Origin of the sequence: Methanosarcina sp. MTP4 (assembly GCF_000970045.1) — an archaeon.
GTDB lineage: Archaea > Halobacteriota > Methanosarcinia > Methanosarcinales > Methanosarcinaceae > MTP4.
Genome location: NZ_CP009505.1, coordinates 3209270 through 3222108 on the forward strand (window position 1 = coordinate 3209270; position 12839 = coordinate 3222108).

Here is a 12839-nt window from a genome sequence, read left to right on the forward strand (position 1 = left end):
AAGAAGGGGAGAAAAGAATCAAAAAAAACCGCCCAGGGAATCGATCGCAACTGTGAGGATCTCCAGGGTCTGGTACTGGTTCCATTTAGAGGAATCGATGACAATGTCATAAATTGACAGGTCTTCGATATCGAGCCCGTAGTATTTTTTGTACCTGAGAGTCTCGGATTTTTCCCTTTCCATCGTTTTTTCAAGCTCTTCATCAAAGGTGAGGGTTTTTTCCCTTTTCTGGATGCGCTGCACCCTGAGCAGTTTAGGAGCTTTGATCCAGATTTTAAGGACATTAGGAACCCCTTCCGCCATATACCCGGCCAGCCGGCTTTCGAGGACAATATTGTCCTGGCTGTGGGCAATAGCTTTCTGGTTCCTGTCGATTTCCAGGTCTATGGATGCGTCTTTTTCAGCCATGGCTCCGAATTCGGAGAGGCTCATCCTCCGCTGTTTTGCAAGCCTTCGGAAGATCTCGCCCGAAGAAATCAGCTCAAGCTCGTAGTATTCGGCCAGGAGTTTTGAAATCGTGGTCGTTCCTGACCCAGGAAGCCCGCTTACCGTTAGAAGCATCAGGCTCCACCGATGTTCAGCGCTTTCCTGATAAGCTGGCTGACCCCGAGAGAGGAGATGAAATACCAGAAGATCCAGTACTGGAAGGGACCAAACGCCTTGTCCGTCAGCAACTGCTCACCCCAGAAGGGAAAGTTCATCGTTGCAAACTCATGCCCGCTGATGAAGTAGTAAGCCCACATGAAAAGGGGCAGGGAAAGGATACTGATGTAGGCCATGGGCTTGAACTGCTGTTTGGTCATCTTCATCTGGTCGTCCATCATCTCTTTGCGCTGGTCTTCAAGCTTTTTGAGCATGTAGGTGTTCTGGGAAAGCTGTGCCTCACGGAACTCTTTCTGGAAAGACTTCATGCGCTCCTGGGTGTTCCTCATAAGGTCCCAGTCGATGCTGTACTTCTGGATAAGGGACGCATAGGCGGCAGTGATCCCTGCCATCACAAACAGGACCAGATGGAAGTTCTCCGCTCCGACGAGAGTGATCACGGGGTCCATCAAAATCCCGACGGCTTCCCCCACACTCTGCCTGAAGTCCTGCCCCAGAACCATGATCCCGAGCATCAGGGAAATCCCTAAAGCAAGCAGGAAGCGGTCGATTTGCTGTTTAAGTGCCTCTGAAACCAAGTTGTATTCACCATTTAGGTTTTGATAAATGATTATTTTGAATTATTCAGATAAAGGATAAATCCCCGGGACGAATCCTTGAAGGGTAATTCCTTGAAAGAATTGATGTGAATTGAAATTGATAAGTGTAAAGTGGAAAATCAGCTCAGGCAAAAAGAGCCGTATTTAAAACGTTTACACAGGGTTTTTCTGGATAATAAGTTTCGATGTATATATAAGTTATACTATTTATTCAAAATTTGAGAGTGGTTCTTTCAAAGCAAACTTTGTTGAAGAACTTGCCACTCAGAGCCGAGATAACGTAAATATCGCATTCCTGTCGAGCTTGTACGCTCGAAGAGCGGCATGCCCTGAAAATTGAAGTTGGAGAACAAGCAGATTAAATGATTGCCTCAAATCAACCCGCCTAAATCAATGAGTAAAAGCATTATTATAACTTATTTTTTATTTTTCGCCCGATGCTTTCCCCCAGCAACCGATGTACAAACAAATGGAAAAACAAACGAACCCGAAGCACCCGAAGAAGAAAAACCTCAAAACCCAAAAGCTGACTTCCCAAATCCGAAGCAATCGAAAGTAATTCCGCTACCGCCTTCGAAACTTAACATTTAGCCCTACCGGAGGCAGCGGGACGATTCATCTTCATCCGGTAAACGCCGGCGCAGGGCTTGCGGTCTGGTCACCATCTACGCAGGGGTACAGCGCCCATAAACACTGCAGGTTCTGACAGCCGAATTTCGCTTCGGCAAAAGACAACAATACATTCATTCCACACCGGCAAAAATGTCTTCTAGGTCAAAGACCATGACCCCGTTCCCCTTTAACTCTGCCTTATTCTCGATCTTCTTTGCAGCAATGGCAAAATACTCTTTCCTCTCTTCGTTGTGCCATTGCACAGCCCCGGACTTATCCTTCAGATCATGTAAGATTTTTCTTGCACTCTTACCTGTTAGGGTCTGCCATTTGCACTCAACGAAGAGGATCTCTTTCGAATCCTCATTCAGTGCAACAAGATCGATCTCGTATGCATTTGCATTTTTTGGTTTTCCCCGGACCTTACCCCATTGCCTACCAATTTTCTCGAAAACAAAAGGCAATTTGCCGGCGGCATTCAGGTCTATGAAGTATTGTTTGACTATCTCTTCAAAAACATGGCCGAGGTAATGATCATATGAGTTAGCGATCTTTGATACAATGGCATCCCTGTTTATCTCCAGTATGGACCTCGTCGGAAATACATAGGTGTACCAGAATCTCATGAAATTGTCTGAAAGAGCATAGACTGAGCCGGTTTTTATGTCCCGAGTCTTTTTGAGGGTCACAGGCCATTCCCGTGAGAGGAAACCAAGCCCGATGAGAACACGCAGATATTTCGGGATATTGTGAACAGGTATGCCGGTTTCGTCCGCAATCTCAGAGACCCGGCTCTTTCCCCTGGATATCGCCTCAAGGATCAGTTCGTAGTTTGTTGGCTCCCTTAACTCTTCCTTTAGCAGGAAGATAGCCTCATCGTAAAGAAAGGTGGCCCTGTTCAATATATTCATATTGACGTTATCGATGAACGGGAGAGTCTGGTCAAATTTATTAAGGTAGGCAGGCACACCGCCCAGGCAACCGTATATCCTTACTATTTCCTCTGCATCCTTTTGAGGAAAGAAATGTCTGATGTGCCTGAACTTCAGAGGCTCAACCTTAATCTGCCCGCTCCTCCGGCCATACAGGGGAGATTTGTAGCCAAGCACTTCATTTTCCATCATGCCTACACTTGAACCAAGCAGGACCAGCATGACATTGGCATCCTTAAGATACAGGTCCCATGCTGCCTGGAAAGCCGACATCACCGCACTGCTGCCTTCTATTAAGTATGGGACCTCGTCGATTATGATCAGAGACTTACCTTCTGCCTGCTCTGCAACGAACTTGAGGGCTGCATCCCATTTTGGTATCTTCGGCTGGTATGTTCCAAGCTGTTCGGACGCTTTTTCCAGAAAGTCCTCTACCTGCCGTTCAAGGTCCAGTTTCTGAGACAGATAATATACAACCGGTTTTCCAGCCGCAAATTTCAGGGAAAGCTCGGTTTTGCCAACCCTCCTTCTCCCATAGATGACAACAAGTGAAGAAGAATCCCTGGCATATTCAGCCTCAAGGAACTCAAGTTCTTCAGTGCGGTTAATAAATAGACTCATAATCCTAAGTATTACAAGTATAATGATTTATAGATTTCCTGTCCCTCCCAAGTTGCACTTCCCGAGTTGCACTTCCCGAGTTGCACTTCCCGAATTGCGCTTCGGGAGCACGCGTCCTTTTCGCTCACTTCGTTCGCTCAAGAGGACAAAAAGACAGGTTTGGACGAGAGTTCAGAGAAAAACAGGGCAACTGTAATCCCTTACCAAACCTGTCTTGTCCCATTTGCGAAGCAAATGGCCTTTTCCGCAATCCAGAATACAAATACGAAGCGTAAGGAAAACACTAAACAAAAACCAGATAAAAGCTATGTAAAAACCGCTACCGCCTTCGAAACTTAACATTTAGCCCTACCAGAGGCAGCGGGATAATTCATCTTCATCCGGTAAACGCCAGCGCACTTCCTTATCAGCCAGAAAATCCGACATCTGCTGGTCAGGAAAATTTTCAGTTTTTTCCGAATATCTTACAGTAAATATTTTCAGCATTTCTTATCCAGCTTCAATAGAAATAAAGTATTGGAAACCTCCAACGGAGTCTATTCCAACTTACGGATTAAAGTAACGAATTGTTGAAAACGTGATAATTAAATTTCCCTTAGGACGCGAAAACCTAGGTTGGCGTTGGGGGAGCCGGGTTCTTGGTCGGAGCGATTCGCTGACCGGCAGTCCCTGGCGAAACTGCTCAAGCAGCCACCCCGCTGGACCCGGATAGAGCTACTTCCACTTTCCCAGGCACTTCCATCAGATGGTGCACCATTATAATTTGAATGATATCTGTCCTGGCACCATTCCCAAACATTACCATGCATACCATAAAGGCCCCAGAGATTGGGCTTTTTCTGACCAACAGGATGAGTTTTAATACCGGAGTTGCCATAATACCATGCGTAATCCCCAAGCTTCGACTCACCATCACCAAAGTAATACCTTGTTGTTGTCCCGGCACGACATGCATATTCCCATTCAGCTTCGGATGGAAGACGATATTTGTTTTTTCCCTCTATTCCATTGAGTTTTTCGAGAAACTCCTGAGCATCCTCCCAAGAAACCTGTTCAACGGGTAGATCATCTCCCACATTGTATGAAGGGTTGTTGCCCATAACTTCACGCCATTGTTCCTGAGTAACTTCAAATTTGCCAAGGTAGTATGAATCTTCAATAGTGACTTTATGAACCGGACCTTCATTACCACCTCTAGGCTCTTCACCTAAAGGAGATCCCATCATAAATTCCCCCGCAGGGATCTTAACGAACTCCATGTCTATGGTGTTCGTATAAGTATCCGAATTTTGTGAGGACGCTGTTTCAGAGTCGGTGTTCGAACCAAGAAACATAGCCACGATGCCTATAAGAAGGACACCGAAAATGAGACTGAAGACAAGTATTCCTTTTCCGGAAGAGCTCTTCGGTTTTGTTGAGGAGGACGAAGAAGACGGCTTTTTTGGAGGAACTTTCTGTTGAGCAGAAGATTTTGTTATATGTTTTGAAGCCTGAGTTTTTGTGGCTTCCTCAAGCTTCTTTCTCTCGGTTTCATCTTGTTTTTTTAATTCAACTTCCTGCTTATCTTTTCTCTCCACTTCCTCTCTTTGCCTACACTTTTCATCTTCAGCTTTCTTTAAGTGGGCTTCTTCCTGCTGTCTGAGCAAACTCTCCTGTTCTTCTCTTTCCCTTCTGGATTTCTCTTCCTCTCCAGCTTCCTCCTTTTCGGAGATGAGAGTAGAATGCTGGATTACGCTGTCTTCCACCAGAATGTTAACGGGGCAAGTCCCGTCCATGCTGCAAAGGTCGAGTAGATTGCTCCTCTGAATAACAGAATTGTTAATTGTTACATTGATGACATTGCCCTTACCACTCGCTTTGAATTCGATGCTGTGCTTCAGGCTGCGCCCGACTTCCGCAAGAAGGCCAGTCAGGGCTTCGGCGGTTTCCGTGGCTGCGAAGAGTTCGAGGAGCTGCTTTTCAGAAGAAATATAGACCTTAATGACGATGTCGGCTTTCGTGACCTTGGTTTTCCCGTAATACCAGATCTCCCAGCCCCTGCCGTCTTTTGTCTTCAGGGTGCGGACGTGGCGCACGTCGTGCTTTTCCACAACTTCCTGGGCGATGGAGGCGAGTTTTTCTATGTCAAAACCGTGCTGGATTTCATAGACCTTGCTGTCCTTGCTCGGGAGCTTTTCGATGAACTCCTTGAGCCTCCCCACGTTGATGTCAAGGTCGGTCTTGATGATCGGGCAGACCACGCTGATAAGTTTGGGCTCCATAAAAACAGAACTGAGCTTGCCCCGGGCGTCCCTGGAAGTTAGCTGGCAATTGATCTCAGCGCCCCTTGAGCACATCAAGGGATCAAAATAAACAGCTATGGACTTGGACGTACCCCCGTTTATGTTGCCCAGCAGGATTTTGCCGTTCCTTTTTTCGTAATGAGGTTCGTAACGGTCTATCCGGAGGAGGTCGTCTTCAAAAAGAAAGTCGAGAGTAACGTCTGTTATTACAGAAGGAGATTTGTTCGAAACAGACATCTTTAAGCGTATAAACCCCTGGTAGAATTCGGTTTCACGCTTAATCTCAATTTGAGAGTCCAACCCTTTTTACCTCTCGACTTCAATTTTCACTATTTTCCGAGTACTCGATGGTGAATATTTTCAACATTTTTCTCCAACTTCAATATTATTAATTTTTGGAAGATTCTGGCGTGGCTCAGCACCTCAGGCCCGACGGCTGACGCATGCGTCGGACCTTCGGGTTTTGCCGTGATCACCCCCTACTTTAAATATAAAGTGGTGAGTGGTTACACGGCCCTCAGAACACGGAAACCGAGGAAGCTGCTACGGGAGCCAGCGCCGTTATAGCTACGGGTAGCTGACCGACAGTTCCTGGCGCAGTTGGCCCCGCTACCGCCCCGACGGATCCGGGCAAAGGGATTTCTAGATTCACAGGCACTTCCATCAGACAGAGCCACACTATAATCTGAACAATAAGTGTCCTGGCACCACTCCCAGACATTGCCATGCATATCATAAAGACCCCAGGGATTGGGCTTCTTCTGGCCAACTGAATGAGTCTTGCTCCCCGAGTTTTCAGTATACCATGCATAATCCCCAAGTTTTGAATCTCCATCACCAAAGTAATACCTTGTTGTTGTCCCGGCACGACATGCATATTCCCATTCCGCTTCAGATGGCAGACGATATTTGTTTGTGCCTTCCTTTTCATTGAGTTTTTCGATAAACTCCTGAACATCATTCCAGGATACTTGTTCAACGGGAAGATCATCGCCTTCGAAATAAGAAGGATTGCTGCCCATCACTTCACCCCACTGTTCCTGAGTTACTTCGTATTTACCCAGGTAATAAGACTCTTCTATTGTGACTTTATGGACAGGATCTTCGCCATTATATCTGCCTTCTTCGTCTGAAGGAGAACCCATCCTGAATTCTCCCTCAGGAATGAGCACGAATTCCATGCCTACAGAGTTTGTATAGGTATCAGGGTTTTGTGAGGAAGATGTTTGAGCAGAATTGACCGTTGCTGCAGGGGCATCTTCGTCGGTGTTTTCAGAAGAAGTAGTTACAGGAGCTGGCTGGATTTCCGGAGTGCTGTCGCCAGAGTCGCCATTCAAACCAAAGAACGCGACTGCAGAACCTATAAGAAGGACGCCGAAAATGAGGCTGAAAACAAGGATTCCTTTTCCGGAAGAACTTCCCGGCTTTTTTGGAGGAACTTTCTGTTGAGCAGGAGGTTTAGTTATTGGTTTTGTAGCTGGAACTTTTGCGACTTCCTCACGCTTCTTTCTTTCAAGTTCTTCCCCTTCTCTCCTTTCATCTGCCTGACGCCAGCTTTCCTGTTCCTCAAATTTTCTTCTCTTCCGATCTTCTTCTCTTCTCTTAATTTCTTCTTCCCTTTGCTTTCTGAGCTTTTCCTGCTCTTCCCTTTCCCTTCTGGCTTTTTCCTCTTCTGCTCTGCGTTTTCTCACCTGAGCTTCCCGCTGTCTTCTTTCCAGAGCTTCTTTCTCTTTTTTCTCCCTTTCAGCTTCTTCTCTCTTCCTGCGGAGTTCTTCCTGCTGCTTTCTTTCCTGCTCTTTTTTCCTCTTATCAGCTTCTTCCTGAGCCTTTCTTTTGATTTCTTCTACGTCCCTTGCAGCTTCTTCCCGCTGTCTTCTGAGCTTTTCCTGTTCCTCGATTTCCTTTTCCCTGCGCAGCCTTTCCTCTTCAGCTTTCTTTAAGCGGGTTTCTTCTTCCCGCTGTCTGCGCAGCTTCTCCTGTTCTTCCCTTTCTTTCCTCAGGCGCTCATTTTCCTCTCTGGCTTCGTCCTTTTCGGAGATGAGGGTGGAGTGCTGGATTAAGCTGTCTTCCACAAGGATGTTAACGGGGCAGGTCCCGTCCATACTGCAGAGGTCGAGGAGGTTGCTCCTCTGGATCACAGAATCTTTAATTGTTACATTGATGACATTGCCCTTGCCGCTCGCCCGGAATTCTATGCCGTGCTTAAGGTCGCGCCCGACTTCTGCAAGGAGCCCGGTAAGGGCTTCAGCGCTTTCCGTCGCTGCAAAGAGTTCAAGGAGCTGCTTTTCAAAGGAAATTGAGACCTTGATAACGATGTCGGCTTTTGTGACCTTGGTTTTCCCGTAGTACCAGATCTCCCAATCCCTGCCGTCTTTTGTTTTCAGGGTGCGGACGTGGCGCACGTCGTGCTTTTCCACGACTTCGCGGGCGATTGAGGAGAGCTTGCTTACGTCGAAACCGTGATGGATTTCATAGGCCTTGCTGTCCTTGCTCGGGAGCTTTTCTATGAACTCCTTGAGCCTCCCCACGTTGATGTCAAGCTCGGTTTTAATGATCGGACAGACCACGCTGATAAGTTTGGGCTCCATAAAAACAGAACTGAGCTTGCCCTGGGCGTCCCTGGAAGTTACCTGGCAGTTGATTTCAGCGCCCCTTGTGCACATAAGGGGGTCAAAATAAACGGCAATGGACTTAGACGTGCCTCCGCTTATGTTGCCCAGCAGGATTTTCCCGTTCCTGACTTCGTAGGGAGGCTCATAACGGTCTATCCTTAAGAGGTCATCTTCAAAAAGAAAGTCGAGAGTGACATCTGTTATTACAGAAGGAGCTTTGTTCGAAACAGACATCTTTAAGCGTATAAAACCCTGGTAGAATTCGGTTTCACGCTTAATCTCAATTTGAGAGTCCAACCTTTTTTACCTCTCGATTTCGAGCCCTGATTCAGTTTAAAGATACGGGTCAAAGTTATTTCAGGCTGATACTATATAGAAATTTTTGTTTTAATTTGTAGATGACTCTTGAAATAAGTTAAATAGTGATAGAACTAAATCTGAGACATGAAATCCCGGAAATCAATCACAATAAAAGATTCCATCATAATAGGCGGCAAAACCCCCGAAACCGCAGAAACCGAAGACGCCTCCGAACTCCAATCCGACATGGAAGAAGCCCGTGAAGGTCTCGAACTCCTCCGCCAGCTCAAATCAATCAAAAGGGAAGACGCTGCCGGCTACCAGCAGATCGAAAACGAAGCAAAAATAGCCGGGGCGAAAATCGAAATAATGAAAATGGAAGCTGAGAAGACCGGGGAAAGAAGAGAAGGAGAACTCGCCGCTCTTGACATTGCACGGACCCTGAACGAACTCCGGGACCAGTGTGTAAATGATGAAGCTTTTGCCGTCAAGGTGACCGTGGAAGTCCTGAAGAAAAAGGTGAAGGATGAAAAGTCCCTTGGGTATCTTGAGAGTGTTGGCAAAATGATGGATGCCCTCTACGATAACCCGTTTCGCAAACTTGAGGAGACGCACCAAACACGGGTGCTGGAATTGTGCAATTTCATTGAGGAAGCTTATTTTGCAAGTCTTGTGCATGGAGAAAGAGGGGATTAACAGGAAAAAAATATTCAGAGCCTACATCCAGAACAAGCCACATGCTTAAGGTAAACAATTTCTGATTTTCGCATTGGATTCACACAGGCTACTTTAATTTCTTTCTTTTCTCTCTTCAATTTACACTTGCTCAGGCCGGGCTTCGCCAGCCGAGTTGCGGCTCGGCAGTGCGCGGTCCGTTTCGCTCGCTTTGCTCCCTCAAGCGGACTAATGAGGAAAAGAAAAAAACCTGAGGATACTGCCCGTTCAAGTACAAACCAGCTTTTTGCTTAAAAGGAAATGGGTTTTTTTGAAAAACAGACAGCTTAAAGCACATCCCGGGCACTAGATGAAAAAGTAAGAAAGAGAAAGGCTTCACGCCTCCATCAGCAGGCGGAAGCCCATATCAGCATTTCGGACATCGGAACCGAACCAGGCACGGTTTGCAGCCCTGCAGCTTTCGGCAGAACCGGTCACGCTGCCGCCCCGGGCGACCCTGTGGGAAAGGTCACCGCTTTCCCAGGCTTTGCCGTCAGAGGGAGCCGCGTTGTAATCATTGTGCCAGGAATCCTGGACCCATTCCCAGACGTTGCCGTGCATATCGTAGAGGTCCCAGGCGTTAGGGGCTTTCTGTCCGACCGGGTGCGGAGCTGAACCCTGGGATTTTCCAAACCAGGCATATTTGACCATTTCCCGTTCGGCATCTCCGAAATAGTACTTTGTACTGCTGCCCGCCCTGCAGGCGTATTCCCATTCGGCTTCCGAAGGGAGGCGGTATTTGTCCGTACCTTCCATTTCATTGAGATTTTTCACAAACTCCTGCACATCACCCCAGGATACCTCTGCAACCGGCAGTTCGGAGTCTCCGGGGAGAGGATCTTCCACTTCCCCTGCAGATCCCATGACTTCATACCATTGTGCCCGGGTGACCTCGTATTTACCCAGATAGAAAGGTTTATTCAGCCTCACGGTATGGAGGGGGTTTTCATCGGCCTGCCGGCCTGCCTCGGTTTCGGGTGAACCCATGAGAAACTCTCCGGCAGGGACCAATACGAACTCCATGCCGAGGGAGTTTGTGAAACTTTCCGGAGGATTCAGCGGAGAATCCAGGGAATTTTGAGCCTTTTCGGGAGAGCTGTCTGAAGAAATCGGAGAAGGTTCCAGCGAAGCATCCGGGAGAGCTTCGTAATCTGGACTTGTTTCTCCGGCATCCCCGGCATCCCCGGCATCTCCGGCAACTCCCACACCCTCTTCAGTCCCTCCAATCAACGTCCAACTGCCGAATAACAGGAGGCAGAAAACAGCCCCAAAAACCAGAATTTTCATGAAATGTGACCCGGAAGGCTTGCTTTTTGAAGCTTTTTTAGGATGTTCCGAAGGAGAAAGCACGGGTCGACCTGAGGGTTCTATTTCTTCATTTTCAGCCTTTTCAGCCTTTTCAGCCTTTTCAGCCTTTTCAGCCTTTTCAGCCTTTTCAGCCTTTTCAGCCTTTTCAGCCTTTTCAGCCTTTTCAGCCTTTTCAGCCTTTTCAGCCTTTTTAGCCTTTTTAACCTTTTCAGCAACTTCAACTACCGGAACTGTCTTCAGGGCTTCAATGTTTTCCTGCATACCCCGAGATCTATCGAAATTATTTTCCTCTTCAGCCCCCGGTTCAAGTTCCTGAGTTTCTTCCCTTAACCTTTCTTCCCTGCGCGTTCTCAGCATACGGAGGCGTTCTTTTTCTTCCAGCAGGAGCTTTTCAGCTTCATCCAAGCCTTCATCCCTGTCCTGGAGTTCTGTATATCCGGTTCCGGAGTCTTCCTTCCTGTCCCTCTCTTCGTTAATGGTTCCAACCCCATCAATTTATTGAATGTACCTTCATCCCATCCTCTCCCTTAACTCCCCTCCAGATTCAAAGACCGGAGTCAGGCAGCATGTCCTTTTTCGACCGTGGCTGTTACCTATAAATTTTTTTAAATATAAGTTCCCTTATATACAGATAAAGATAGTGATTTGAGGCGAAAAGAAAAATTTTGGCCCTATTCCTTCGTGAAGTTCACTGCCCTTTCCCCAACTACTAACCCTCCCCGGATCTCAAAATCCTGACCGAATTTCAAAACCCGAACCTGCCTCACAGGATCGAATAAATCAATAAGTTTTTCGCAGATCAGGATGAGAAATATAAGACAGATAGGAAAATAAGTTCAAACAATTTCTCATAATTTGACATAAAAAGATTTAGAGATATTTGGAACCTGAAAACCGAAGTAAATAACACTGAAATTGCCACAAAACCTTCACATGGAAGGGAGATGAGTCGGTTGATTTTTCACGCCCTCCAAAAACAGCCCCTGAATAAGTAAAAATAGCACAGATATTCGAAAACGGAGATTTGCGAAACTAGAAATTCATTTCCTCCATTTTCGCCAGAACTCTTTCCCCGACATCAGTAAGGATGTACTTCTTCCATGTGCTTTTCTCAGGGGTCAGGCATTCCATTAAACCTCTGCCTTCAAGCTCTTTCATGGCACGGCTGATATTCTGCGTCGACCTCCAGGTCTCATGAGCCACATCCGCGGCTTTAACAATATCGCGCCCTCTCATGGACTCCATGAGTATCTGGCGACGGTCAGAACTCACAACCCATTTTAACAGTTCATCAAACGTGTTCTCAAGCATATCAGATCATCACAATTTTTTTAGGGCATAAGCCGGCACTAATATTTAAATTATTTTGAAATTTAGAGAGTTCACGCCCATATTACGCACGCTCATGCGGCCTTAGCCCGGGAAAACTGCAAGAGAGAACTGCAAGGGAAAGTTCAAAACGGTACTTCGTTTCAAAGCGGCGTTTTTTTTGAAAAGCAGCAATTCATAATTATTGCTGAGATTAGTGCGGGGACAGCAAATAAGTTTAAATAAGTTCTCATAATTTATCATAAAAACGTTTCAAAGCTTGCCTGAAACAGTTCAGGGTTTAAAAACACGATTATCAAACAGTGCAAAAAACAGGATATTAGCGGAAAAACCTGCAGCACGAAAAGGAGATGCCTGGAATGCAGATTCAAAACCCCCAAAAACAGTACCCGAAAATAAGCAAAACCGCATGGATAGCCGAAACCGCAGTAATAGTCGGAAACGTAACCATAAAGGATGATGTTTTCGTAGGGCCAAACGCTGTCATAAGGGCAGATGAACCGGGTTCTTCTATTGTCATCGAAAACCGCTGCAATGTGCAGGATAATGTGGTAGTTCACGGGCTCTCAGATTCGGAAGTGATAATAGGCGGCAGCAGCTCCCTTGCCCACAGCTGTATCGTACACGGTCCCTGCAGGATAGGGGAAGGCTGCTTTGTCGGGTTCGGAGCTGTGGTGTTTGACTGCAGCATCGGAAAAGATACGGTAATTCTCCACAACACGACCGTCCGCGGGGTAGAGGTCCCTTCCTGCAAAGTGGTGCCTGACGGGATGACCGTCACCGCCCAGGCAGGGGTCAGTGGCCTTGAAGAGCTCACCGGAGAGCTGGCAGAATTTAAAAAATCAGTCGTTGAAGCCAATATTGATCTTCTTGAAGGCTACAAAAAACTTGCTGAGGAAGAGGAAGAAGGGAAAGAGTGATTTGGGA

At 46.8% G+C, this 12839-nt stretch carries 10 protein-coding genes; 2 read left to right on the forward strand and 8 right to left on the reverse strand.

Annotated elements, in window-relative coordinates; genetic code table 11:
* Window positions 1-18 precede the first annotated feature (18 nt).
* From cmk to MSMTP_RS20040, 6 genes are all read right to left on the reverse strand, one after another.
* Window positions 19-561, reverse strand: a complete 543-nt coding sequence (cmk, locus tag MSMTP_RS13365; protein ID WP_048180347.1) for a (d)CMP kinase — start codon at window positions 559-561, stop codon at window positions 19-21.
* Window positions 561-1181, reverse strand: coding sequence for a DUF106 domain-containing protein (locus tag MSMTP_RS13370; protein WP_048180349.1), 621 nt, complete (start codon window positions 1179-1181; stop codon window positions 561-563). The genes cmk and MSMTP_RS13370 overlap by 1 nt, the downstream gene beginning before the upstream one ends.
* A 642-nt stretch (window positions 1182-1823) precedes the next feature.
* Window positions 1824-1949 carry a hypothetical protein gene (locus MSMTP_RS20230; RefSeq protein ID WP_255350977.1) on the reverse strand — a complete coding sequence of 42 codons (126 nt, stop codon included), beginning with the start codon at window positions 1947-1949 and terminating at the stop codon, window positions 1824-1826.
* Complete coding sequence (locus MSMTP_RS13375) at window positions 1946-3367, reverse strand: ATP-binding protein (protein ID WP_048180352.1); 1422 nt, start codon at window positions 3365-3367, stop codon at window positions 1946-1948. Before MSMTP_RS13375 ends, MSMTP_RS20230 begins: the two co-directional genes overlap by 4 nt.
* Before the next feature lie 584 nt (window positions 3368-3951).
* Window positions 3952-5949: an SUMF1/EgtB/PvdO family nonheme iron enzyme gene (locus MSMTP_RS20035; RefSeq protein ID WP_231582787.1), complete on the reverse strand. Its 1998-nt coding sequence runs from the start codon at window positions 5947-5949 to the stop codon at window positions 3952-3954.
* A 206-nt stretch (window positions 5950-6155) separates the two neighbouring features.
* Window positions 6156-8558: an SUMF1/EgtB/PvdO family nonheme iron enzyme gene (locus MSMTP_RS20040; protein WP_231582788.1), complete on the reverse strand. Its 2403-nt coding sequence runs from the start codon at window positions 8556-8558 to the stop codon at window positions 6156-6158.
* Window positions 8559-8705: 147 nt separating this feature from the next.
* Between MSMTP_RS20040 and MSMTP_RS13395 the strand changes: the two genes are divergently transcribed.
* A complete protein-coding gene (locus MSMTP_RS13395) occupies window positions 8706-9257 on the forward strand; it encodes a hypothetical protein (protein ID WP_048180354.1) in 552 nt (183 codons plus the stop codon).
* Between the two features lie 354 nt (window positions 9258-9611).
* Here MSMTP_RS13395 and MSMTP_RS13400 read toward each other — a convergent pair whose 3' ends face one another.
* Window positions 9612-10988, reverse strand: a complete 1377-nt coding sequence (locus MSMTP_RS13400; protein ID WP_231582789.1) for a formylglycine-generating enzyme family protein — start codon at window positions 10986-10988, stop codon at window positions 9612-9614.
* A 627-nt stretch (window positions 10989-11615) separates the two neighbouring features.
* Entirely contained in the window at window positions 11616-11894 is a 279-nt protein-coding gene (locus MSMTP_RS13405) for a hypothetical protein (protein WP_048180355.1), read from the reverse strand.
* A gap of 377 nt (window positions 11895-12271) precedes the next feature.
* Between MSMTP_RS13405 and MSMTP_RS13410 the strand changes: the two genes are divergently transcribed.
* Window positions 12272-12832, forward strand: a complete 561-nt coding sequence (locus tag MSMTP_RS13410) for a carbonate dehydratase (RefSeq protein WP_048180356.1) — start codon at window positions 12272-12274, stop codon at window positions 12830-12832.
* The last annotated feature ends 7 nt before the right edge of the window (window positions 12833-12839 follow it).

Excerpts from the sequence above, each read along its gene's own strand:
- MSMTP_RS13405 (WP_048180355.1), bottom strand. The coding sequence starts at position 11,894 with ATGCTTGAGAACACGTTTGATGAACTGTTAAAATGGGTTGTGAGTTCT.
- cmk (WP_048180347.1), bottom strand. The coding sequence starts at position 561 with ATGCTTCTAACGGTAAGCGGGCTTCCTGGGTCAGGAACGACCACGATT.
- MSMTP_RS20230 (WP_255350977.1), bottom strand. The coding sequence starts at position 1,949 with ATGAATGTATTGTTGTCTTTTGCCGAAGCGAAATTCGGCTGTCAGAAC.
- MSMTP_RS13375 (WP_048180352.1), bottom strand. The coding sequence starts at position 3,367 with ATGAGTCTATTTATTAACCGCACTGAAGAACTTGAGTTCCTTGAGGCT.
- MSMTP_RS13395 (WP_048180354.1), top strand. The coding sequence starts at position 8,706 with ATGAAATCCCGGAAATCAATCACAATAAAAGATTCCATCATAATAGGC.
- MSMTP_RS13410 (WP_048180356.1), top strand. The coding sequence starts at position 12,272 with ATGCAGATTCAAAACCCCCAAAAACAGTACCCGAAAATAAGCAAAACC.